The following is a 22,985-nucleotide window of genomic DNA, read 5'->3' as shown; positions in this document are numbered from 1 at the left end:
TTTAAAAAATTGTATTTGCTACCGATTGACCGCTTAGCATATTCAAACTGTGCGTAAAGGCAAATAAAAACGATGATAGAAGAACCGCCACTTTATAGCTTTTTGCTAACAGCAGATTAAGGATAAATCCTCTAAATACCATCTCTTCTACAAATGCTATGACTAGAGTTTGGGTAAGCAAAATAAGAACAAGATCAACAATGGAACTTCCGTGTACACCTTTGTTCCCAATGAGGATAATAAGCAAATATAAAAGAAGCGGAGAAAGAAACAGGATTCTCGTTTTAAACGACATGTTTTGTTGAAAGGAGAAAAAATGCGGCCACTTTTTTGTTTTTGTTAGATAAAATGCTATTCCAATCGCCAAAGGGACGATTCCTAAAAACTGAAGATAATGTGTAGTAGGATGCGTCATGCTCACGGATGCACCGTTTACCACAAACCAAAAGATAACTAAGATTTCTAGGCCACTAACTTTCCACAAAAGCTTTGACTTGATCATCACTACACCACCTTTCTGCTTTAGGTTTCATTGATAACCTATACTATTCGTTTTAAGTATTTTATATATTTTCACCCTTTTATCATTTGAGCTCAAAGACCATGCGAAGCAACGTTTCTTCCTTTTAAATAAGAAGATAGTTCCTTACTTTTTTAATGTGACTACATAAGGTACAAAAATACACAAAACCCTGCCCACGTGACATAATCACTGAACTCCATTTTTTTACCGCCTCTAACAAGCACACTAAGCGCCCAATTGGAAACACTTCCTTCAGACGTTTTGTCTATATACCTACTGGCTAAAGCGTATGCTCCCACTCGAAATAAGTAATAGCTTACTAAACATAAAAAAGATATGGTCATAAAATTTAAATTTAACTCTTTCACCTGGTACACCTCATTATTTTTCTACTATTTCATCGGATGGCTTACGCAGCTTGCTCTTTTATCCTTGTTCGTAAAAATCCTTTTTGATATCTCGCAAAAGTTTTAAGATACCTTTATAAAAACAAGCAATTAGCATTCCAGCGATGTTGGTCACCATCGTGATTGTAAGATTGCCGATAATCAGGCTAAGTAAAGTACCAAGAAACATGATGCCTATTCCAATATAAAAACCTGGGTGAAGCAGTTCATCGTCGTCTTCTTTTTCTTCTTCCCGAATATTTATTCTGCTTTGTAATGCAGCATCACTTTTAATAAATTCATCAATGGTTGTTCCATAGATGTCCCCTAACTTTAAAAGATGGTGAATTTCGGGATAGCCCTGATTATTTTCCCACTTATGTATGTTTTGTACAGATACCCCTACTTGCTTAGCAATCTCTTCTTGAGACATCTTTTGTTCTTCTCTTAGTTTTTGCAACTTATTTCCTAACCTCAATTCATTCACCTCTATGACTACAGCAGCGTGTAAACAAAATTTGCTTGCACTACGTTTTCTCGTCTTCTACAATTCTAACATATTGTGGTAAAAAAGAAAGAAACAGTTAATAAGGCGTATACCAAAACCTAAAACGACAGTAATGAAAAATAGTGAGAATTCTCATGTGTAAAAATGAAAGAATGCACTTTTATCTCCATCCTTTTATTGTTTATACTAAATAGTGGATTGTACGAACATCCACATAAAAAAGGAGGAAACATGACGATGGAAATGCCATTTATTTATATATTGGTTATCGCTCTTATTGGATTCATTATTTGGAGAAGGGTTAAAAGGAGACATAGACCCATTAAAAGGAATGGACTTGGTATATTAGCTCCTATTTTGTTCATATTAATTGCATTTTCCCTTAGTCTAAGTCAGCTGATGCACATACCGGGCCAGCCCTTTCACTTACCTCCCTACTGGGAAATGCTGATTGCTGGTGTATTAGGTGTTATATTTGGACTTATTATGCTTAGCCAAACAGACTATGAAGTAAGAGAAGACGGCTTCATTTACTCAAAGCCAAATAAAAATTTTAAATATGTGATTATTGCTATTATCTTCATAAGAATGGCTTTGAGCCAGTACTTTAAAGGGTTAGATTCCATAGACTTCGCGGTCTTAACGATGACGCTAGCCTTTATATATATTGTTATTTGGAGAGTTGGCAGCTATCTAAAATTTCGTAAATTAAACGATGATAATTACAGCGTAAACGCTGGGTAATCATCAATATGAATGGTCCTTCTTTCTGCTTGGAAAGAAGGATTTTTTGTTATAGTGAGTAAAAGTCCCGCCTGTTGTGTAAGACAACACATATATTGTATAACGCAATATGTGTTTTTTATAACGGTAGTCTATATATAAAAATAAAACAGATTAAATTAAAAATGTACCTGGTCACTCGCTTTTTAATTTACAGGTAGATTATGAAAGGAATCATACTATGACATTTATCAATTCTGTAACAGGCCCAGTCAACGCGTCAGAACTAGGGCTAACGTTAATCCATGAGCATATGCGCGTTCGTTCTGAATCTGTTCACGCACAGTTTCTTCATTTATATGATGAAGAACAAGAAGTTGCAAAAGCAGTCGAACAAGTAAATCGTGCGAAGGCGCTCGGAGTTAAAACAATCTGTGATCCTACGGTGATGGAACAAGGACGCGATATTCGTTTTATTGAGCGAATTGCCCGTGAAACAGACACTCAAATTATCGCAGCTACAGGAATTTATACGTATAACTACATCCCTACCCATTTTCAAACTCGAAGCATTGACTATATGGCAGACCTGTTTGTTCGAGACATTGAAGTCGGCATTCAAAACACGTCGATCAAAGCAGGCTTTCTAAAATGCGCTACGGATGCACCTGGCGTAACGGCTGATGTAGAAAAAGTAATGCGCGCCGTCGCACGAGCTCATGAAAAAACGGGCGTGCCGATTATGACACATTCACATCCTGCAAGCGGCACGGGCTTAAAGCAGCTCGACATCTTACTCGAAGAAGGCGCTAATCCGAACCAAATTCTGATTGGACATACGGGAGATACGGATAATCTTGAGTACATTTCAAACATATTAAGTCAAGGTGCTTTTATTGGAATGGACCGCTACGGTTTGACAAGAGAATGTTCAACTGTAAATAGAAATAACACGGTCATTGAGTTAGCCAAACAAGGATACTCAAACCGCATGTTTCTATCACAAGATTACTGCTGTACAATGGACTGGTTTCCAGAAGGCGTAATTGAAGAACGTTTTCCAAAATGGTCAATGAGCTTTGTGTTAGAAGAAGTCGTGCCGGAATTAAAAAGAAAAGGCGTAACCGAACAGCAGATTCAGCATATGCTTTTTGATAACGCCCGCTGCTGGTTTGAAGGAAAGTAATTGGGATATTCTTTTTCATTACTACTAAAACCCCCACTGTCTAAGCCGACCGTGGGGGTTTTTACGCGTATTATTTTATATGCTTATATTAACCAGTTTTTCTTAATAGCTTTTGTTTTTCTTGACTCTTTTTCACCATAAAGTGTGCACCCGACAGGCATAATCCAACGGCGATTCCAATCGTCAGGTTTGTAAACACCGTTAATGAAAATGTCGTAAGTAAAACCAATGAATGAAATGATTTTTCTTTTACCACCTTTGAGAACTGTTCTTTTTTACTTATATTCCACGCTACGACCATCAAAACTGGAGCGAGACTGGCAAGCGCTACATATGAAGCGTACGGAGCGAGCACTAGCAGCACAATCAACACAAAGATAGCATGCGTGATTCCTGCAATTGGAGAGGAAGCACCATTTTTAATATTGGTAACAGTTCTTGCAATCTCTCCTGCTGCGGGAATACCTGAAAACATCGGCGTTACCATGTTTACGATTCCCTGGCCAATCAGTTCTTTTTTGCTGCTGTGCTTTGATTTTGTCATTTCATCTGCAACGCGAGCTGTCAGTAAAGATTGTAACCCTACAAGTATAGCAATCACAAATGCAGAAGGTAAAAGAGTGACCACCCTCTCCACTGTTATATCTGGAAACGCTGGCGCCGGAAAATGACGAGGTATCTCTCCGTAAATGGAACCAATGGTTTCAAACTGATTGGAAAAGAAAAAAGATGCCAAGCCCGTTGATACAATAATTCCGAGTAAATAAGACATTCCCAGCGACTTAGGCGAAAAGTAAAGAACAATTAAAATCGTAGCTAAGCACAATCCTGCTGTCGCGATACTATAGATGTTGATGAAGTGTAAATTACCAAAAATCTCTTTTATATTCAAATGAAAATACTGAAATTTGTCAATCGCGTGCAGCCCAAGGAAGTTTGGAATCTGCCCGCTAAAGATAATCAACGCGATTCCTGACTGAAATCCTACAATAATAGAGGACGGAAAATACTTGATTAAAGCTCCTACTTTACATAGCGCAAAGATAATGAGGAGAATTCCGGACATAAAGCCGGCAATTAATAAGTTTTCATAGCCATATTGCAACACAATTCCTAATAAAACAGGAACAAAAGCACCGGTAGGTCCCGCAATTTGAAACCTACATCCACCTAAAATAGCAATTAGCAAGCCCGCTACAATCGTTGTATAAAGTCCTGTAACAGGCGATATTCCAGAAGCTATCGCAAATCCTAACCCTAAAGGTATAGCTATAATGCCAACAACAATACCCGATAGTATATCTTTCTTCAAATGCTGCAAGGAGTAATTTCGAAAAACCTCTAGATTCATAAGTGTACATCAGCCTCCATTTTAAGTAGTGAGGTTACCCATTCGTATTTTCGTCATACAACCTTATTGAGCTTTCTCAAAATAAGGTGGGCTACTCGATTACTTCTATCTTAAAGGAGACAACTTACAAAAAAATAAAGGAGAAATTAGAAGTTTCTTAGACAGTTATTAAAATTTTCTTAAAAATTCTTACTTTTTATTCTTTTAGTTATTTTTTAGATAGAGCTAGGTAAAACCGTTACGATTTTCCCCATATAAGACTTTAAGAGCTATAAACTGAGGGAATAATGGAGTCTTTGTTCACGCAGACCCTAGGTAAAGACTTGAAACAGAGTCTCCTAGGCATACAATTTTTGATACTTATCGCTTTTAGTAAATAAATTTTTTTTACTCAACTGCGCTATAAATGTAGAAATAAAAACAACTAAACCCTATAGTAGCTATAGGGTCAATGGTTATATTTATTAACAGCTCAGATTATAACTAAATGTTCCTTTTCCAGCATTTTGGTCTAATCCATTGATAGTTAGCTTGCGCTGCTCTTTTTCCGGAAGGTGAAACGTAATCTGATTATAAGGTAATTCATAAGAACCTTCCTTGTTAATGTTTATTTGAATCTCATCTTCTGTAGTTTCCATATCAACATGAATGTACGCAAATGTGTGCAAATATTCGTTTGTTAACCCATCATCTTCGTATAAGCTATAAGAAGATTTCCCTTTCCCTCTACAAGGAAATAATAAAAATCCTCTTTCATCCATATTCTTCGTTGAAAAAGTTACTTCTGCTTCATTAATCGGGATGATTGCTCCCGCCTTAGCTAGCAGCGGCGTATAGTGTAAAGGTGCAGGAATTTCAACCTTTTTTCCCCCTTCATACCACGTCCCAATATGAAAATCGTACCATCCTCCAGGATTATTTGGCAAATACACTTCTCGCTCTTTCTTTCCTTTTTCAACAACGGAAGCAACCAGCAGAGAATCGCCTAGCATAAAGTCGTCATTTTCTTCAAAGGTAATTTCATCATGTTCAAAATCATAAAAAGTAGGCCTTATAATAGGGTGGTAGCTAGTAGAGGTTTCGCGCAACTCACTATAAATATATGGAATTATTTTTGTTCTAAATTTGATTAACTCCCTAATTGAGTCTAGAACTTCAGGATACATCCAAGGTTCATTAACTGTCTCGTCATCGTTCCAAGAGTGGATCGTGAATCTCGGATGAACAATTCCATTTTGTATCCATCTTACGAATAATTCTGGTTCAGGAGCAGGGCCAGAAAATCCACCTACGTCATGTCCAAAATTATAAATACCGGATAAACTTAGCCCTATCCCCATCTTGATATTGAATTTTAACGTTTTCCAACTGGTGCGATTATCGCCTGTCCAAGTTTGCACATAACGATGCATTCCCACAGAGCCGGATCGTGATATTAAATAAGGACGCAACTGAGGATTATGTTCCAACTGTGCTTCATAGGAAGCCTTCATCATAAGCAGTGGATGAAGTGCGCGAATCAGTTCAAACTCTTTATTGTGCCCAAAACCGTGACAGATGGCTTCCTTACTCCAGATTTCAAATTCATTATTATCATTCCAAGTGGAATCAATTCCATAATCCAATAGCTTTTCTTTTACTTGCTCTTTCCACCAGTCGTAGGTTTCTTTATTGGTAAAATCTAAATAAGCACCTATTTCATCCCAAAATTGGGCCATTTCAGGTTCTTCGTTATGATTGTTTGTTATAAACATCTTTTTTTCTTTTAACTCATTAAATAAGGGATGATCTTTTAATAAACAGGGCTTAATATTTGCACATAAACGTAAACCCTTATCATGAAAGTCGTTTACCATCTTTTTTGGTGAAGGAATTTTCGATTGGTTCCAATTAAATACATAACGCTTATCTTCCATTGACGTATAACCCGACGACAATTGGAATGAATCACATAAGATATCATGTTTTTCACACAGCTTTAAGAATTCGTTTAACTGCATTTGTGCATCTGGAGCATCGGTATAACTCATTGTCGATCCAGAATACCCCAAGCTCCACTTCGGTGGAAAGATCGTTTGTCCAGTTAACCATGAAAATTTCCGAGTAACATCTTTAACTTTTGGGCCTCCAATAATATAGTAATCTAAATCACCTTGTTTAGCTTGATAGTATCTGTATAGCTCATGATAGTTATCGAGTTCCGTACCTAGTTCAAAAATTGAACTGGACAAATTATCATAGAAGACCCCAAATGAGAATCCTGTTTCTCTATGCCTTGTGATATAAAAAGGAATATGTTTATAAAGAGGATCGCTATATTCTGCATCATACCCCATTGCATCAATTGCTTGCATTCGATAGCGCTTTCCATGTTTATCAACTGATCCTGTCTTTTCTCCCAATCCAAAATATTGTTCATTTAAATCACGCTTTAAATAATGAACGATCCCCTCACCAAGTGAACCATCAAAATTATACGCCTGAGTTTTTCGGTCATTCGCAAAATTTACCCACCCAGAATCCTCACGGTAAAACCAGCTGATCTTAAATCCATTTAAATCAATATTAAGCTTTAACGCTGAAGTTTCTACGGTGCATTCACCGTTATTATTACTAAATTCATAGCTTGGTAGTGAAAAACCGCTTGTATCCAAACGTTTGCGCCCCTCCAATGGAACATCTGTCTGTCCTGGTGCAACGCTCCAAGTTTTATCTAGTTGTAACTCTTCACCTTCTGTAAACAAAACCCTGATAATGTCCGTTTCAAGTACCATAATTTTCGCGTATATGTTACTCTCTGCTAGTTCAAATTGAAGAACATTATTAGCTTCATTTAAGAAAGTAAATTGATAATTTCCCTTAATACTCATGTCGCATCTCCTTAACTGTGCATGTATTATAAAATAGTATGTCAAGCTGCTTCCTAATAAAAGTGTATAAATATTGTCTTTAGTAGCTCCTATTCAAAATACTTTTTATCAAATTTTTTTAGTTAAAACTGCTCTCTCTTTCAAGTCGGCAACAATTTTACTGTATAAATTATCTGTAAGGTTATAAAAGAAAAATAAAATGATTAATCCAATAATATTAAGAGCCGCCGGAGCAAGAAATAATAACCCCTTAAGACCTAACAACGTATCTGAAGACTGCTGAATATTTGGAACGTACCCAATTAAACTCAGTGCAACCCCTGGAATAAAACCTGCCAAAGCCTGTGCAAGCTTTCGGAAGAAACTGTATGTTGAGTAAACAATGCCTTCTGTACGTTCTCCCGAATTCCACTCATGATAGTCGATGGAATCAGCAATCATTACCCACGGTAGACCAAGCGCAAATGCTAATGCAAAGTTTCCTAATGAAAAAACAGTTAAAAACGTTACTGTACTCGTTGGTAATATAAAATTTAAAACATCACAGGCAATGCAAACTAAAAGCCCAAGCATGAATGTATTTTTCTTCCCTATTCTTTTTACCATTGCTGGGATGAACATCGAACCAACTACAGCAAGCCCTATACTCAAAAAGGAAAGTATTGACATTAATTCTGGACTTTTTAAATTATACTCTAAATAGTACAACTGAACAGCGTTGCGAATATTGGAAGAAGCAATCATGAATAACGCTGCTAAACACAATACAATAAGAGGACGGTTTGAAAACAATGCTTTGAATAGCTTAGATAAAGGCAACTTTTCTTTTCTTGGGGCTCTAATAACGTTTTCTTTAGTATTACGATAGCAAATTAAATGAAAAAAAATTCCGAATATTGACATTACAGATATAGCCACGATGTACCCGACTTCTTTATTAGCAAACTGTAGCACAATAGGAATTACCACTACTCCTGAAATAAGAAGAGCTGTTTGACTACCAATTGCTCTAAATGAACCTAAAGATGCACGATCAATTGGATCTTGTGTCATCGCTGCAGATAAAGAACCATATGGGATATTAACAAATGAATAGGCTAGCCCAAATCCCATATAGGTGGCAAATGCCCAAACAATCTTTCCGGTGTCTGAAAAGTTTGGAGCCAAAAACGAGATGACCGTCATTAATGCTAGAGGAACTGTTCCCCATAAAATGAAAGGTCGGAACTTTCCTCTTTTTGAGATATTTGTTCTTGAATCTACAAATGCACCAACACTTGTATCTGCAAACGCGTCAAATATTTTAGAAATTAAAAATACTAGCCCTCCCCAGTAAGCAGAGATTCCCAAAACATCTGTATAAAATTTTAGAAGGTATAACTGTCCCATATCAAACATAAGTCCGTTACCAATATCACCAAAACCATAAGACATCTTTTCTTTGAAAGTTAGCTTTTTAGAAACCGTAACTACTGGCCTTTTACTTGGAACCACTGGTAATGCCATATAACTATCCCCTCTTTCTCCCATTTACAATCCCCTTTTTGTAAACCCTTTCATTAAGAAGTAGACATAGATGTTTCAATATTTAAAATCTATCACACTCCTTTCAGATGTCTCTTTTTAAGTTAGTAGCCCACAAACTTAAAGAATCAATTTCCTCTTTTCTTTAACTCTTTCCATACTTGTTCATATACTCTTTTTAAAGGAACGCTGTAAGTCTCAGCAATCAACTTACAATCTTCAAATTCTGGTGCCCTTTGTACAACTTCACCTTTCATAATTCCGGTTTTCACCGTAACGCTTCCCCATTCAGTTTCTACTTTATGAAATTCTCGTTCCAGCCGGTGAACCGACAATGGATAATAGCGAATTCCTAAAGTTGTTGTTTCCTGGAATAAAATCTCCTTTATTTTATCTACATATGCCTCTGCACAAAGCAGCTGAAGTAAAACACCTGGTCTGTTTTTCTTCATGTAAATAGGCGTGTAAAAGACGTCGTTAGCTCCGGACTCTAAAAGCAAGTCCATAATATATCCCAGTAATTCGCCAGAAATATCGTCAAGATTCACTTCCATTTTTATCATTTTACAATCGATGTGCTCCAAGTTAGGAGGAATGTGTGAAGACAAAATAGTCTCTCCTTTCTTTTAGTTCTTGTTTACTTTGAGATACGATACTTCAGACTTTCAAGCTTCCTCACCAATAATTACTCGGAGCACATTAGGATGTTTTTCAAAATCTTTTGTTCCTGCTCCATACCCCACTGATTGTACCGTCATGGAAGGAACTGTACAGAATTCTTCTGAAAGCACTGATACAATAGCTGCACCTGTAGGCGTGGTTAACTCGCTTTTTATATTGCTTTGCTGAAGAGGAACACCTTTTAATATTTCTAAAGTAGCAGGTGCAGGGATTGGATAAATCCCGTGATCAATATGTACTTTCCCAGCACCTACACAAACAGGTGATGATTTTATTTTTTGAATTTCTAGTTTGTTTATCAAAATAGAAGCTCCTACAATATCTATAATCGAGTCTACAGCTCCGACTTCATGAAAGTGTACTTTTTCTAAAGAAATACCGTGAATGAGACCTTCAGCTTCCCCAATTTTTTTAAAAATGTTTAACGAAGTTTCTTTCACTTCTTGAGATAATTGACTTCCGTCGATTAGCTTTACAATATCTTGGTAAGCACGATGACTATGGTGATGGCTGTGTTCGTGATGATCGCTATGTTCATGCTTGTGATGATGGTCACTATGTTCATGTTCGTGATTATGGTCGACACCTTCATGTTTATGATTATGTTGATGTCCATCATCATACTTGTGATCAGCTGTTTCCGATAGTTCTACATCAAACTTTGTACTAGAGATTCCATTTTTCACAACTTTTCTCCAGCTCAATTTATACTCTTCAGAAATATTTAGTTTTTGAAGCTCATCTTCTAAAAGAGTCGAATCTCCTCCCGCATCAATAAGTGCACCAATGAACATATCACCACTAATGCCTGAAAAGCAGTCAAGATAAAGCGTTCTCATTATGTTTAGCTCCTTTTTGAATTAATCGGTGAATCAAAGCAGCGTTGTAAGCAGCGCCGAACCCATTATCAATATTAACTACGCTAATTCCGGAAGAACATGAATTTAGCATAGTTAATAAAGCTGATAATCCGTTAAAATTTGCTCCATAACCAATGCTAGTAGGTACAGCAATGACTGGATGGGAAACCAATCCACCAACAACGCTTGGAAGAGCTCCTTCCATACCAGCTACTACCACTGTCACAGTAGCATTTTGAATCTCATCAATATTATTTAAGAGTCGATGAATACCAGCTACTCCTACATCATAAATACGGCGAACTTTACACCCGAGTATTTCTGCAGTTACTGCAGCTTCTTCTGCCACAGGCAAGTCAGAGGTTCCTGCACAAACAATGGCAATATATCCTTTAAAAAAAGAATCCTGATCTGAGTCCTTCCAAAAGAGAATTTTTGCTACCTCGTTATATGCAAAACTCGGGCATGCTTCAAGCACTTGATTTGCTTTTTCTTTTGATATTCGCGTCACAAGCACCGACTTATCTTTCAGTTGCAGCGCTTTAATAATAGAAATGATTTGTTCCGCTGTTTTCCCTTCACCAAATACTACTTCTGAAAAACCTTGACGTTTTTTTCGATGATAATCTACCTTAGCAAAACCTAAATCCTCATATGTAGCTAACTCTTTTTCAGCATCTGCCACAGTTAGTTTCCCTTGCTGAACTTGTTTCAAAATTTCTTTTATCATTGTTCGTCACACACCTTAGATTGTTTATTCAGTGAAGTTTAGTGTCACTACTCCACTTTGGATAAAGCTTGATTCATACTACCACTTTGATAACCAGTTAAATCTAATGTAATATATTTATAGCCTAGTCCCTTCAATTTCTTAGTAATGATATCGTTTTTTTTCATAATAAAGTTCATATCCTGAGGTTCCACTTCAATTCTAGCGATCTCTTTATGGGTTCGAACTCTCACTTGACCAATACCTAGTTCTTTTAAATAGGCTTCTGCTTTTTCTACTTTGGTTAATTTTTCTTTCGTAATATACTCACCGTAAGCAATTCTAGAAGATAAGCAAGCAAATGAAGGCTTATCCCAAGTTGGTAACTCTAATTGCCGAGATAACTCTCTAATTTCTTTTTTAAACAAATTAGCCTCCAGTAGAGGTCCTCGTATTCCCTTTTCCTTTGCAGCCTTCATGCCAGGTCGGTGTTCATTCATATCATCCGCTATAGCACCATATACAATCGTTTTAAATTGGTATTCTTCAATAATTGGCTTCAGATGATCAAATAAGCTACTTTTACAAAAATAGCATCTATTTTTGTTGTTTTCCGAATAGCCTGGAATGGCTAGTTCTGATGTCTCAATGATCTGATGCCTTACCCCAATTTGCCTTGCTAACACCTTGGCTTCTTCTAGTTCACTTGATGGATAGGTCTCCGAATCTGCAGTTACTGCAATCACATTTTCATTTCCTAATGTTTCAACAGCCACTTTTAATAAGAAAGTGCTATCCACTCCTCCGGAGAAAGCTACAACAACTGATTCCATATCTCGAAGAATAGAAGTTAAAATCTCGTATTTTTTGCCCAACATGTTCTTATCCTCCCGTCTTTGACAATCTTCTTACTTTTAAATTGTCATGCTTCCAAATCCACCATCAACCCGTATTAGCGTTCCTGTTACAAAACTAGAAGCCTTTTCTGAAGAAAGCCAAACAGCTGCTCCTTGTAGTTCTTCTGGCTTACCAAACCGCTTCATAGGTGTATGTCCCATAATTGAGTCTACCCTCTGTGAACTTAGTAATTTTTTATTTTGCTCTGCTGGAAAAAATCCAGGAATAATTGCGTTGACCCGAATACCGTTCGGAGCTAACTCTCTAGCTAAAAATTGCGTTACACTATTAAGACCGGCTTTTGACACAGAATACGTAAATACTTTAGATAACGGAGTAGTTGAAGAAACAGAAGAAATATTAATAATACTGCCTTTTCTTTTTTGTTGGATCATTTTTTCAGCAAAAATTTGACACGTAAGTACAACCCCTTTTAGATTGACATCCATAATATCATCCCATTCGTCCATATCTAGCTCAAAAAAAGGCGTTCCACTATTTTTACCAGGAGCGTTAAGAAGAATATCCCATCCTCCTGACCATTTTTCAATTGCACTAGCTACTTCGATTAAGGATTCACGAGCACTGACATCAGCTTGAAAAGCTTTTGCTTTTCCTCCATTACGTTCTATTTCCTTCACTACACCTTCTGCTTTTTCTAAATTACGTCCTACAATAGCAACTGTTGCTCCATGGTTAGCTAGTCCTATCGCTATAGATGAACCTAAGACACTATTTCCACCAATTACGACTGCAGTTTTTTTAGTTAAATCAAATAATTGTTTCATTTCTGTCCTCCACTCTCAAAAAATTGCCTTCTTTATTAAATGATATAGAATACAGCTCTGAACTTTGTTGCATATGAGGATGAGAATGGATATGATTTAGCAATGCCTCAGAAACCTCAATTTCACTTAGCTCTAACGTATTTTTAATTCGCACCATCTTTACTTGAGTAAAGTCTAATATATTACTCGTTTTAATAGCTGCCTGAATGGCTTGGCGATCATTAGGCAACGTAGTAGGTATTTTTGTAGGCGCCACAACTGTTGAAGTTAAGCCATTGGCGTACATAAATTCTAGGTTTGCTTTATCTACTAATCTTTGAGTCGTAAAGTCTGCAGTTCCGACTCCATTTGCATTTCCTTCTGTTTGGGGAGTCAAGTCCAAAACAACCATCTTATTAACGGCCGGTCCGCCATGAGCATATGGAGTTGGATAGCGTCCTGTGACATTAGGATCCATTCCATCCCCACTAATATTTTTACCAATTTCATCAATAACCAGCACGTCTAGCTCATCAAAGTACAGTTTCGGTAAAAGCTGTTTAGCTATAATTTGTAGATTCGTCTCTTTATCCTCAATTTGTTCAGACGGCAATACTTCTATTACAGCTACTTTATCAAATGAGTTTTCAATACTAGCAATGCCAAATAGAACAGGAAGTTCTTGCATAATAACTTTAGCCATTGCAGGAACGTTTTCAGCCATATATTTAAATCCTAGCTGATGGCAAGCTTCTGCCCCTTTTTGTTTTCCTAAACCAATGCTAATCATTTTCATGAGACCACTTTCCACTGGACCGCGAAAAGCTGTATGTGGTTTTATTCGATTTACAACGATAATTCCATCAGCTTTTGAAGCATGCTTATCTACAAAGACAGGTAATCCATTGGATAATTGTCCAATTTCCACTACCTCCATTGAAGAACGAATCTCGCATTGTACACTCTCTTCGGTTATTCCAAGATGGCGTAAAACTTCTTGCTGGCCTTCAGCAGTTGCTCCGCCATGACTACCCATGCTTGGAACAATAAAAGGGTTAGCTCCAAGTTCTTTTAAGAATTGTACTGTGGTAGCTGTCATTTCGACTATTTGATCAAGCCCTCTACTACCTACTGCAATGGCAATTTCCATTCCAGGTGTTATTCTTCTTTTTATGTTTTCTTGATTTAATTTTTCCGTTAATACATGTTGAACGTCATGAATTTTTGTATCATCAAATGCCACTTGTACCTTGGCCATTTTAGGAATAGGAACATCTTTTAATAAATCTTGCAAAATACCCATCTTTTTCTCTCCTTTCTTTTAACCTGTAACATTAGAATTATCCGTACATAATAAGAAAAAGAACTTTATTCATGTTAACGCTGTAAAAAGTATCTCTCTGCATTGTAATAAGAGATATTTTCAATCAGCGCTTGCAGAACTGTAGAATCATCGGGAACCTTTCCTTGCTCTACCCATTCGCCAATTAAGTTGCATAGTATTCTACGAAAATAATCATGTCTTTCATAGGAGAGAAAGCTGCGAGAGTCTGTCAACATACCGATAAAATGACTGAGTAACCCAACGTTAGCAAAATCTTTCATTTGTCTCTCCATTCCATCAATATGGTCGTTAAACCACCAAGCTGTCCCAAACTGAATTTTTCCAGGAACACCAGTTTCATAAAAATTCCCCATCATAGCGGCAAGTACAGGATTATCTTTAGGATTCAAATTAAATAATATGACTCTCGGAAGCGCATCTTCTTGATCAAGCGCATTCAGAAATTCCGATAATCCTCGTGCGATATCAGCTTCTCCAATTGAATCAAACCCTGCATCCGCTCCTAAAAGATTTTTCATTTTTGTATTGTTGTTTCGCATAGCACCGATATGTAGTTGCATTACCCATTGCTTGTCAGCGTACATTTTTCCTAGTTCTTTTAAAAGAAACGATCGGTACTTAATTAACTCATCTTGTGAAAGAAGTTCGTCATTCATACGTCTCGTAAAAATCATTTCCGCTTCTGCTAGAGTCACCTCTTGGTATTTCATGTAAGGAATATCATGATCCGCTGCTCTCCCCCCATTATCATGAAAATAATCGACTCGCTGTTTAAGCGCTTTTATTAATTCTGCTAAAGATGTTACTTGTTTCTGAGCTACGTGTTCAAGGTTCTTGATCCATCTCTGAAAAGTTGGACGTTCAATAAACATTGCTCCATCAGGACGAAAGGTTGGAACAACTTTTGTTTCAAACGTAGAAGTTTGCTTTAGCAATTGATGGTATTTAAGAGTAGAAGTAGGATCATCCGTAGTCCCTATAAATCGTACATTAGATTTCTTAATTAACGATTGAGGTGTAAACTCGGCACTTTGCAGTTTTTCGTTGCATTCGTCCCAAATTTCAAGTGCCGTATCCGGGCTAAGCCTTTTATCAATATTAAAAAAATTCTTTAATTCCATATGAGTCCAGTGGTACAACGGATTTCCAATTAAAGAGGGCACCGTCTCTGTCCAAGCAAAAAATTTTTCCCAGTCACTAGCTTCTCCCGTAATAAAATGCTCAGCTATACCATTCATTCTCATTGTTCGCCACTTATAATGATCTCCTGCTAACCACAGCTGAGTAAGATTTTTATATTGTTTATCTTCTAAAATCTCTTTTGGGTCTAAATGGCAGTGAAAATCAAAGATCGGCATTTCTTTAGCAATGTATTTATATAACTTAACAGCTGTAGGTGTGTATAGTAAGAAATCGTCTGCTAAAAACTCTTTCATGTTATTTTCCTCCTAAGGAAACAAAATTGATTTATGGTTAAAAAGATATGTAAACACTTTCATTTTCTGTTATAATTAATTTGTTCGTTTACTAAACTAATTAATTATAAAAATAATTTAGCATGTATACAAAATTCAGTCAATTAAATATTTTAAATTTTACAATTAATATTTTCCCACACGAAGATGCTATAATAAAAAAACAATGTCAACAAAAATTTGGAGGATATATTTATGCCCAACGGTGATGCAGCTTATATCAAAAAATTAAATCGATCTTTAATTATTAGCAAAATTGTAGAGGCAGGAATGATCTCACGAGCTGAATTGTCTAAGGCTACAGCATTAACAAAAGCTACTATTTCAGCACAAGTTGCAAGTCTACTTGAAGAAGATATTATTATTGAGACACAACAAGACTATTCAAACGTTGGAAGAAAGCCTATAATGTTATCTTTGAACGAAACGGTAGGATATGCACTAGGAATTGATCTAGATTATGGTCAAATCTCATTTACTCTTTCTAATCTTCTTGGACGTCCAGTTTCTTCAGATAAAATCAAAATACACGATACAAATTACTCGAGTATATTTAGTGTATTAGTAAAAAAAATTAATGAATATAAAGATAAATGTCTTATGTCTAGATACGGTTTGATTGGTATAGCTATTTCGATACATGGTCTCGTTACCACTGATGAAATTATTCACTACATCCCTAGGTTGCAGTGGCGTGATATTGCTTTGAAAGAGGACTTAGAAACAGCAGTAAAGGTGAATGTTTATCTTGAAAACAATGCAAATTTGCTAGCTTTTGCTGAACGTGCTTATACACATCATAAATCTGATAACTTAGTATGTATAACGCTTCGTTCAGGTATAGGTCTTGGAATCTTAATAAACAACAAATTATCTAAAGGTCATGATGGCTATGCAGGAGAGATTGGTCATATGATTGTTCAACCAAATGGAGAGCTTTGTGCCTGTGGAAACAAAGGATGCTGGGAGAAATATGCATCTGAGTCAAGCTTTCTAAAGAATCTTTCCCAAAGAAAACAAGTTCGCAATATGTCTTTTAAACATATTGAAGAAGAGCTTAATAGAAAAGATATTGAAACCCATCAAGAAATGGAGAATTTTATTCATTACCTTTCAATTGGTTTGAATAATGTCATTAATATCTATAATCCTGAAATTTTAATTATCGATAGTGAATTACTTTCTCGATACCCAGATTCTATACAAAAAATTAAGAGCAGCCTTTCTTCCTCTATAAGTCACTACCGTGAATTATTAATCTCCTCAACTGGAAAAAAGGCATATGAATTGGGTGCATGCGCATTAGTAATTAAGCATTTCCTTGAAATTACAATGCCAAACTTGGTATATTCCGACTCAGCAGAAAGCTCCCTTTTAAAATAAGTACCATCTACATTTCAGCTTGTATAGTAAGAGTAATTAAAGATAAATGTTTTTACCTTCGAAACAAGAAATGAAAGATTAATTAAGACTTTCAACCCTACTAATAAAGAAAGTAAAATGATTGTAGCATGAGCTTAAACTAAAGCCGGAGCTATCTTACCTAGACAGCGATTAAGAATTGCCTCCTACTTGCTAAGAGGCAATTCTTTTACTTCTATATCTTAATCACCATAATAAAACTCCAAAAGGTTTCGGATAGATAACAAGATGATCAAAATAACCAAAACTCCTCCTATTCATCCCCTGCTTGCTTCTTTTGGGGATTTCTTTTGTTTTTTATGGGCGTAAAAAATCAGTTTTCGAAAGGCAACGTGCAGTAAAATGATAAAAACCAACATACCAATCTTTACGAGAATTAACAGGTCATCACATCCTTGTTAACAAACAAAATAAAGAACGAACGGCCAATTGGTAAATAAATCAGCTATGAAACTTTTTATTTTCTTTGTTCTTTTGATACTCTACAAAAAATGAGACTGGGACTGCTCCAATACATATACCTATGGAAATAAACAGCGCTTGGTTCAGCTGAAGACTTGTATTTCCTGTTGCTTTACTATAAATCATAAAACATACAAAACTTAAAAATCCTATGGCGAAAGGAATGAGCGCATGTTTGTACCATTTCATTGTATTAATCTCTCCTCTTTTATAACAGGACAAAGTTAGAACAGCCCCAGCTTCCAAGGTTACGATCATTTCCAAATTATCACATCTTCTTTTTCTTTCTTTTCCTTCTTTTCTTTTTGTTAAACAAGTTTAACCAAATAGTCAGCGGCGCCTCTCCAGAACATACGAGTCCTCTTGAAATCATACAAAAATAAAAAAGGCAGGATTTCTCCTGCCTTTTTGCATATGTAATTCCTCTTTACTATGTCAACTCAGCGCTTTTAGCGAGCATAAAAGCAGAGATACTAAACAAAACAATCAATAAAGAAGCGGCATGTAACATTAAAAAAAGAAACTTTTGACCGCCTTTAATGGAGAGCGAATAAATCATTCCTAGGATTGTTACTAAGATTAAAAGTGCTGCTGCTATTTTAATTACTATAGCAAAGAAAGCTCCAGCAAATACAATTGACGGAATAAAAGATGCTACAATAATGATATACAAAATCAGTGTAGCAATAAAAGCGGTTTTCGATACGTTTGAAGCCCGTTTAAACAAATTCCCCATATAATCTCCTTTCTCATTTTAAAACTGCATCTTTTACTATAATACATGTGCTTAGAGGACACAATTAACTTTTGTAAAAATCCCCATAAGTTAAGCTTTACCGCCAATGATATCGGTTATATTTTTAAGGTCTTGTTTGCTTAGTTTATCAAATGTTGTGGCTGTTTTTTTGTTTGAATTATTTGTTGATAAATAGCCTTGAGGAATGCTTTGTAGTCTTTACTTCAAAAGCAATTCACACTAAAATTCTCTCTTCCGGTAGATAGACAGCGCAATAAAGTAAGAAGCAATATACATCACCATTCCAAAGAGAGTATATAAAATAGGAACATGCAAAGAAGAAGCGATCGGTAAGCTTGATGCCGCTAATATCTCGACTAAATAGCCAACAGCTCCTTGTAAAAACATGCTTATGTAGCGTTTGAAAGGTAGCGAGTTTAATAGCAGCATGTGCAAAGAATGCCGTCATAATCGCAAATGACAAATACAGAAAAGCATCTGGTATAAACAATTCTATTTATTCACATCCTTGTGGATTATTATATCATATTTTCCTTAATTTAGGTTAATTGATTTTATGGTGCAGAATCTGCTATCTCAGTAAATATACTCTACAAAGCTGATTTCCTTATAGGAACGTCAAAGAATAAGTTTCTTTTTGTACATATCATCCTACGTTTAATAAAACGACGCATAGAAAATATACAGAGACACATATAATTCTAAAAATTTCTACTTTTATTAGTAAAAAGGATATTCTTCCTTTTTATGGTATAATCAAAAAATATTATTTATAGGGAGTGAATTCGTTGGAAACTAACACAAAACCTCAAGTAAACACCAACTCTATTGTTTCTCTAACTCTAGGTATCGTATCTATTTTTATTCCAATCATCGGGTTTATTACAGGTATTACTGGAATTATCTTCTACAAAAAAGCATCAAATCAAATAGCTGCTACCAATCAAAGCGGTAAAGGACTCGCTATTGCTGGGCTGATTTGCAGTATAGTAGGCGTAATTTCTCAGCTGTTTTTTGTACTGGGGATTATTACGTTTATGTTTGGCGGAACGACGGTTGACTATGAATAAACCAGGTCAATTAAAAAACGTAAGAAAATCGGGGTGTAGATAAGATTATTGAAATTTCTATATGAAAGAATAAAAGCTTGATTTTCGACTATCCGAAGATCAAGCTCTTAAAATTCAAACGTTAACTATGACTCATTGTTACTACACCTATAGCTTTTAATGTAACTTGCAAAGGAGAATAAAAAATTAAATCTATCGTTGAATCTAGAATAAAAGAAATCCTAATTGTTCTACTTACTTTACTATTAGTAATCTCTGTATTGATTAACTTCTCTAGCTATTTTAATAGTTCAGAGATAAAAACTTTGACCTCAAGATGTTATGATAATGGCGGAAAAACCATAGTAGAAATACATAATTCAATTACCAATGACTATTCTTTTGAATGTAAATAACTGAGTAAAAAAACAGCTGATCACTTAACAAGCTTACTTAACAGAGGGCTAACGATTTAGCCCTCTTCTATACGTTTAAATATAGCTGTATTAAGTCAATGACAAAGGAGTTATGTATGAAACATGTCATATTAGGTATCTGCGTCTTTGTATATGCAGTACTATTAGAATATCTAAAATATAACTATGGTTTTAACCTTATAGGAAAGGTGCTAATCCTGTCCGTTTTAACTGGAGTTACGTATAAAATTATCGAGAAAATATACGAGAATGGAGCTGCTACACCAAAGGGTTAAGAAATCTATAAGCAAACGCTGGCAAGTGAATGCCAGCGTTTTGCTGTCTTTACGAAATAACTAGTTTATCATCTGTTTATCACACTAACAGATTTTAAAGCATTATCATTCATAATCTATTGCTGCTAATCACGCAAAGTGTTTGTAGCCAAAAAATCCTTGCGTCTATAAATACTCAACACAATTCCGATTAAGAAGGCATTTAATAAAACCGGCATTAATCCGTAGCTAATAAACGGCAGTGACATGTTTGTCATAGGAAAGAACCCGACAATCATCCCTACGTTTCCAACTAGCTGTATGGTGTAAACCATTACAACTCCTACTAACAAAAGCTTGCTGTACGTATCGTTTAGGTTTCGGGCAATAAACATAATTCTCAAGGCAACTAAAGAAAGAGCCAAAATAAGAATTGCTGCGAATAACCATCCGTAGTAATACGTAAAACTTAAGAAGACGAAGTTAGTATGGGCCTCAGGGATAAATTGATCCGCAAAGGAATGTTTCCCAAACCAACCTGCACCTACAAATAGATGATGTATTTCTAAGAGTCCAAATTTGGACGTCAAATATTCAGTGTTATAGGGATTTAAAAATGAGAGAACTCTATACTTCTGATAATAAGCAACGGTCATCCATCCAATTATTCCCCAAGCAACAACTAATACAAAGCCAGATCCTAAAACAATGGCTATTTTCTTTTTATTTAGCTTACTCCACCAAATCATCGTAAAAGTCATAGTTACATGTATAAAGAGCGTTGTAAGGCTAAATTGTAAAAAGAAATACGATGATAGAACAAATAAAAGCAAGAATTGCCACATTTTAAAGCGATTGCTTTGAAAGAACCCTGCCCATGCCATAAGGAAAAAAGGAATGGCCATCAAACCTTCTATCTTCAAAGGACCTATCTTTAAAACGGCTTGTCCTTCTACGAGCGTATTAAAATATCTTGTCAAAAATAATAAGAGTACGGTACCTAGTAAATAGAATATCCATCCCTTGTTGGCCATCTTTCTATAGTCTATAAACATCATGCCAAGAGCTAAAATTCCACCCAAAACCACAAAGATAGCCTTATACATAGGAAAATGGTTACCACTCATATACCCTTGAGACAATAGTGGCAAAAACCCTAAAAATAGAGCGGCAGCAAATAAAACTAGCGTAACCCAATCTACTTTTGGACGATGAATACGGTTAAGGTTTCGACCAATGCTGATGGGGTTCCCCATTTGATTAACGGCCTTTTCTTCTGCTTGATCGTCACTTATACCTTTTTGCAGCCAATAGCTTTTTACATCATTTAAATGATGGTGCAATTCTGCGGAAACAAATGCCTTGGCTTCTTTTGATTTTATTTGTGCCTTCACTTGTTCCAAGAATGAATTTCTTTGTTCACTCATACCCTTCTTCACCCCTCTAATATTTCTTTAAAACTCATATGATTAGATAACGGCTGCTCTTCCACTTTTTTAAGTAGCCTGCGGCCCTTTTGATTTAATTGATAAAACTTAGCTCCGTCTTCTTGCCAACTGCTCGTCAATATACCTTTTAGCTCTAGTCGATGCAGGATGACATATAAAGAACCTTCGTTTTCTTTAAAGTTTAAAATTCCTCGGCTTTGCAGTAAGCTGACTAACTGATAGCCTGTTTTCTCCTGCACGAGCAGCTGCATCATAGCAATCAAAATTTCTTCATCACTATGAGTCTCTTGCTTTATTTTTTCTCGAATACTTTTCTTATGGTTTTCTGTAAATTTCAGATGAGCAAACACTTCACGATCCATTGTTTTTCTAAGATTTTTAAGACGTTTATCCATGACTCATTCCTCCAGCATTTCTTTTAAAAGTGATTTGGCCCGCCTCAGTCTCGTTTTTACTGTATTTGTTCCGGTTTTGGTTACTAACGCAATGTCTTTAATCAATAATTCTTCATAATAAAAGAGGTAAATCACTTCTTTATATTTAGTCGGCAGCTTCATAATAGTTGACATCAGCTCGTGGTCTTCTTCGTTTTGAATAACAGCTTCCTCTATGTTTTCTTTTTCACTTATATGATTTGGAAAATAGTCTGTCGCCGGTATGATATTTTTGTTGTACCAGCTTTTCAGAAAGTCTTTACAGTGGTTAATTGCGATTTGCCATAACCACGTCCGAAACTTGGATCTACCGCTGTACTTGTAAAGATTTTTGTAGCATTTAATAAAAATCTCCTGCGTCAAATCCTCCGCAACTGCTACGCTGTTTACATACGAGTAAGCAAGCTGCAAAATTTCTTGTCCATATCGATCCATGATTTCATCTATAACTAATTCTTTGTCTTGTACGTGTATCCATTCTACGGTCAGTTCTTTCACTTCTGCCTCTCCTTTCTTGTTCTTAGACGAAGCTTGTTGTCAAAAGGTTTTTATATTTTCATTTTTATTTTCTAGATAATTGCGTGTACATAAAAAAAGATTCTCTACACGAGAACCTTTCGCTGTACCTCTTATGTATCTGCTATGAAAAAAGATTGCCGATGAAGATAATAAATCCTGTCACTAGAATTAATCCAGCACTAATTACCACCGTTAGAATACTTCTTAGAGCCGATGCCCAATTGTTTATTCCAAAGAACCCTATAATGCCGACGAAAAATAGAATCATTGCTAAACAAAAATTTATATTAAATAACGCTGGGTGATTAAAAGCGATGAAAAAGAACACAACGCACAGTAACGCACACATAAATGACCAAAAGTTGATAATTCGTGCCACTTCAATTAAACTTCCTTCC

22 protein-coding genes and 1 pseudogene are annotated in these 22,985 nt (G+C 35.9%); 5 read left to right on the top strand and 18 right to left on the bottom strand.

What is annotated here, in order from left to right; all coding sequences use genetic code 11:
- Position 1 precedes the first annotated feature (1 nt).
- Complete coding sequence (locus tag AC0C45_RS13300) at positions 2 to 502, bottom strand: CPBP family intramembrane glutamic endopeptidase (RefSeq protein ID WP_171776889.1); 501 nt, start codon at positions 500 to 502, stop codon at positions 2 to 4.
- Between the two features lie 447 nt (positions 503 to 949).
- Positions 950 to 1,396: a helix-turn-helix domain-containing protein gene (locus AC0C45_RS13295; RefSeq protein WP_257061857.1), complete on the bottom strand. Its 447-nt coding sequence runs from the start codon at positions 1,394 to 1,396 to the stop codon at positions 950 to 952.
- Between the two features lie 252 nt (positions 1,397 to 1,648).
- Here AC0C45_RS13295 and AC0C45_RS13290 point away from each other — a divergent pair, with 252 nt between their 5' ends.
- Together AC0C45_RS13290 and AC0C45_RS13285 are read left to right on the top strand one after the other, a co-directional pair.
- Entirely contained in the window at positions 1,649 to 2,161 is a 513-nt protein-coding gene (locus tag AC0C45_RS13290) for a CcdC protein domain-containing protein (RefSeq protein WP_237892628.1), read from the top strand.
- Positions 2,162 to 2,381: 220 nt separating this feature from the next.
- Positions 2,382 to 3,326, top strand: coding sequence for a phosphotriesterase family protein (locus AC0C45_RS13285; protein WP_257061854.1), 945 nt, complete (start codon positions 2,382 to 2,384; stop codon positions 3,324 to 3,326).
- Between the two features lie 88 nt (positions 3,327 to 3,414).
- On the opposite strand, the gene AC0C45_RS13280 is transcribed toward AC0C45_RS13285, so the two are convergent.
- The 9 genes and pseudogenes from AC0C45_RS13280 to uxaC form a co-directional block, all read right to left on the bottom strand.
- Positions 3,415 to 4,677 (bottom strand): SulP family inorganic anion transporter, encoded by a 1,263-nt coding sequence (locus AC0C45_RS13280; protein WP_016766578.1) that lies wholly within the window; start codon positions 4,675 to 4,677, stop codon positions 3,415 to 3,417.
- A 464-nt stretch (positions 4,678 to 5,141) separates the two neighbouring features.
- Complete coding sequence (locus AC0C45_RS13275) at positions 5,142 to 7,547, bottom strand: glycoside hydrolase family 31 protein (RefSeq protein ID WP_472928188.1); 2,406 nt, start codon at positions 7,545 to 7,547, stop codon at positions 5,142 to 5,144.
- 108 nt (positions 7,548 to 7,655) lie between these two features.
- A complete protein-coding gene (locus AC0C45_RS13270) occupies positions 7,656 to 9,053 on the bottom strand; it encodes a glycoside-pentoside-hexuronide (GPH):cation symporter (RefSeq protein WP_472928187.1) in 1,398 nt (465 codons plus the stop codon).
- A gap of 146 nt (positions 9,054 to 9,199) precedes the next feature.
- Positions 9,200 to 10,546, bottom strand: a pseudogene (gene larC, locus AC0C45_RS13265) (nickel pincer cofactor biosynthesis protein LarC).
- A gap of 25 nt (positions 10,547 to 10,571) precedes the next feature.
- Positions 10,572 to 11,342: a nickel pincer cofactor biosynthesis protein LarB gene (gene larB / locus AC0C45_RS13260; protein WP_237892631.1), complete on the bottom strand. Its 771-nt coding sequence runs from the start codon at positions 11,340 to 11,342 to the stop codon at positions 10,572 to 10,574.
- Positions 11,343 to 11,389: 47 nt separating this feature from the next.
- Positions 11,390 to 12,199: an ATP-dependent sacrificial sulfur transferase LarE gene (gene larE, locus AC0C45_RS13255; protein WP_074895273.1), complete on the bottom strand. Its 810-nt coding sequence runs from the start codon at positions 12,197 to 12,199 to the stop codon at positions 11,390 to 11,392.
- 36 nt (positions 12,200 to 12,235) lie between these two features.
- Positions 12,236 to 13,006: an SDR family oxidoreductase gene (locus AC0C45_RS13250; protein ID WP_472928186.1), complete on the bottom strand. Its 771-nt coding sequence runs from the start codon at positions 13,004 to 13,006 to the stop codon at positions 12,236 to 12,238.
- Positions 12,990 to 14,288 (bottom strand): nickel pincer cofactor-dependent isomerase, group 22, encoded by a 1,299-nt coding sequence (locus AC0C45_RS13245; RefSeq protein ID WP_074895275.1) that lies wholly within the window; start codon positions 14,286 to 14,288, stop codon positions 12,990 to 12,992. Before AC0C45_RS13245 ends, AC0C45_RS13250 begins: the two co-directional genes overlap by 17 nt.
- 74 nt (positions 14,289 to 14,362) lie before the next feature.
- A complete protein-coding gene (gene uxaC, locus AC0C45_RS13240; protein WP_472928185.1) occupies positions 14,363 to 15,766 on the bottom strand; it encodes a glucuronate isomerase in 1,404 nt (467 codons plus the stop codon).
- 234 nt (positions 15,767 to 16,000) lie between these two features.
- Here uxaC and AC0C45_RS13235 point away from each other — a divergent pair, with 234 nt between their 5' ends.
- Positions 16,001 to 17,188, top strand: a complete 1,188-nt coding sequence (locus AC0C45_RS13235; protein WP_237892633.1) for an ROK family protein — start codon at positions 16,001 to 16,003, stop codon at positions 17,186 to 17,188.
- A gap of 480 nt (positions 17,189 to 17,668) precedes the next feature.
- Here AC0C45_RS13235 and AC0C45_RS13230 read toward each other — a convergent pair whose 3' ends face one another.
- The 3 genes from AC0C45_RS13230 to AC0C45_RS13220 all read right to left on the bottom strand — a co-directional run bounded on the left by AC0C45_RS13230 (position 17,669) and on the right by AC0C45_RS13220 (position 18,875).
- A complete protein-coding gene (locus tag AC0C45_RS13230) occupies positions 17,669 to 17,878 on the bottom strand; it encodes a hypothetical protein (RefSeq protein ID WP_237892634.1) in 210 nt (69 codons plus the stop codon).
- A gap of 241 nt (positions 17,879 to 18,119) precedes the next feature.
- The gene (locus tag AC0C45_RS13225; RefSeq protein ID WP_237892635.1) at positions 18,120 to 18,425 is read right to left on the bottom strand and encodes a hypothetical protein; all 306 of its coding nucleotides are present in this window, start codon (positions 18,423 to 18,425) and stop codon (positions 18,120 to 18,122) included.
- A 240-nt stretch (positions 18,426 to 18,665) separates the two neighbouring features.
- Positions 18,666 to 18,875: a hypothetical protein gene (locus AC0C45_RS13220; RefSeq protein ID WP_237892636.1), complete on the bottom strand. Its 210-nt coding sequence runs from the start codon at positions 18,873 to 18,875 to the stop codon at positions 18,666 to 18,668.
- Positions 18,876 to 19,234: 359 nt separating this feature from the next.
- On the opposite strand from AC0C45_RS13220, the gene AC0C45_RS13215 reads away from it, so the two are divergent.
- Both AC0C45_RS13215 and AC0C45_RS13210 read left to right on the top strand, forming a co-directional pair.
- Positions 19,235 to 19,516: a DUF4190 domain-containing protein gene (locus AC0C45_RS13215; RefSeq protein ID WP_016766576.1), complete on the top strand. Its 282-nt coding sequence runs from the start codon at positions 19,235 to 19,237 to the stop codon at positions 19,514 to 19,516.
- A 511-nt stretch (positions 19,517 to 20,027) separates the two neighbouring features.
- Entirely contained in the window at positions 20,028 to 20,207 is a 180-nt protein-coding gene (locus tag AC0C45_RS13210; protein ID WP_221788158.1) for a hypothetical protein, read from the top strand.
- A 125-nt stretch (positions 20,208 to 20,332) separates the two neighbouring features.
- On the opposite strand, the gene AC0C45_RS13205 is transcribed toward AC0C45_RS13210, so the two are convergent.
- From AC0C45_RS13205 to AC0C45_RS13190, 4 genes are all read right to left on the bottom strand, one after another.
- Positions 20,333 to 21,613 carry an FtsW/RodA/SpoVE family cell cycle protein gene (locus tag AC0C45_RS13205; RefSeq protein ID WP_257061851.1) on the bottom strand — a complete coding sequence of 427 codons (1,281 nt, stop codon included), beginning with the start codon at positions 21,611 to 21,613 and terminating at the stop codon, positions 20,333 to 20,335.
- A gap of 8 nt (positions 21,614 to 21,621) precedes the next feature.
- A complete protein-coding gene (locus tag AC0C45_RS13200; protein WP_257061850.1) occupies positions 21,622 to 22,029 on the bottom strand; it encodes a PadR family transcriptional regulator in 408 nt (135 codons plus the stop codon).
- A 3-nt stretch (positions 22,030 to 22,032) separates the two neighbouring features.
- The gene (locus AC0C45_RS13195) at positions 22,033 to 22,566 is read right to left on the bottom strand and encodes a sigma-70 family RNA polymerase sigma factor (RefSeq protein WP_257061849.1); all 534 of its coding nucleotides are present in this window, start codon (positions 22,564 to 22,566) and stop codon (positions 22,033 to 22,035) included.
- A gap of 142 nt (positions 22,567 to 22,708) precedes the next feature.
- Complete coding sequence (locus AC0C45_RS13190) at positions 22,709 to 22,966, bottom strand: hypothetical protein (protein WP_034650228.1); 258 nt, start codon at positions 22,964 to 22,966, stop codon at positions 22,709 to 22,711.
- Positions 22,967 to 22,985: the final 19 nt, after the last annotated feature.

This window comes from Priestia sp. VA7, from assembly GCF_055710015.1.
This window is presented reverse-complemented; position numbering and strand designations above follow the sequence as displayed.

What these genes read in the sequence shown, in the direction of transcription:
- AC0C45_RS13300 (WP_171776889.1), bottom strand. Translation starts at nt 502, where the DNA reads ATGATCAAGTCAAAGCTTTTGTGGAAAGTTAGTGGCCTAGAAATCTTA.
- AC0C45_RS13290 (WP_237892628.1), top strand. Translation starts at nt 1,649, where the DNA reads ATGACGATGGAAATGCCATTTATTTATATATTGGTTATCGCTCTTATT.
- AC0C45_RS13285 (WP_257061854.1), top strand. Translation starts at nt 2,382, where the DNA reads ATGACATTTATCAATTCTGTAACAGGCCCAGTCAACGCGTCAGAACTA.
- AC0C45_RS13280 (WP_016766578.1), bottom strand. Translation starts at nt 4,677, where the DNA reads ATGAATCTAGAGGTTTTTCGAAATTACTCCTTGCAGCATTTGAAGAAA.
- AC0C45_RS13275 (WP_472928188.1), bottom strand. Translation starts at nt 7,547, where the DNA reads ATGAGTATTAAGGGAAATTATCAATTTACTTTCTTAAATGAAGCTAAT.
- AC0C45_RS13270 (WP_472928187.1), bottom strand. Translation starts at nt 9,053, where the DNA reads ATGGCATTACCAGTGGTTCCAAGTAAAAGGCCAGTAGTTACGGTTTCT.
- larB (WP_237892631.1), bottom strand. Translation starts at nt 11,342, where the DNA reads ATGATAAAAGAAATTTTGAAACAAGTTCAGCAAGGGAAACTAACTGTG.
- larE (WP_074895273.1), bottom strand. Translation starts at nt 12,199, where the DNA reads ATGTTGGGCAAAAAATACGAGATTTTAACTTCTATTCTTCGAGATATG.
- AC0C45_RS13250 (WP_472928186.1), bottom strand. Translation starts at nt 13,006, where the DNA reads ATGAAACAATTATTTGATTTAACTAAAAAAACTGCAGTCGTAATTGGT.
- AC0C45_RS13245 (WP_074895275.1), bottom strand. Translation starts at nt 14,288, where the DNA reads ATGGGTATTTTGCAAGATTTATTAAAAGATGTTCCTATTCCTAAAATG.
- uxaC (WP_472928185.1), bottom strand. Translation starts at nt 15,766, where the DNA reads ATGAAAGAGTTTTTAGCAGACGATTTCTTACTATACACACCTACAGCT.
- AC0C45_RS13235 (WP_237892633.1), top strand. Translation starts at nt 16,001, where the DNA reads ATGCCCAACGGTGATGCAGCTTATATCAAAAAATTAAATCGATCTTTA.
- AC0C45_RS13230 (WP_237892634.1), bottom strand. Translation starts at nt 17,878, where the DNA reads ATGAAATGGTACAAACATGCGCTCATTCCTTTCGCCATAGGATTTTTA.
- AC0C45_RS13225 (WP_237892635.1), bottom strand. Translation starts at nt 18,425, where the DNA reads ATGGGGAATTTGTTTAAACGGGCTTCAAACGTATCGAAAACCGCTTTT.
- AC0C45_RS13220 (WP_237892636.1), bottom strand. Translation starts at nt 18,875, where the DNA reads ATGCTGCTATTAAACTCGCTACCTTTCAAACGCTACATAAGCATGTTT.
- AC0C45_RS13210 (WP_221788158.1), top strand. Translation starts at nt 20,028, where the DNA reads ATGAAACATGTCATATTAGGTATCTGCGTCTTTGTATATGCAGTACTA.
- AC0C45_RS13205 (WP_257061851.1), bottom strand. Translation starts at nt 21,613, where the DNA reads ATGAGTGAACAAAGAAATTCATTCTTGGAACAAGTGAAGGCACAAATA.
- AC0C45_RS13200 (WP_257061850.1), bottom strand. Translation starts at nt 22,029, where the DNA reads ATGGATAAACGTCTTAAAAATCTTAGAAAAACAATGGATCGTGAAGTG.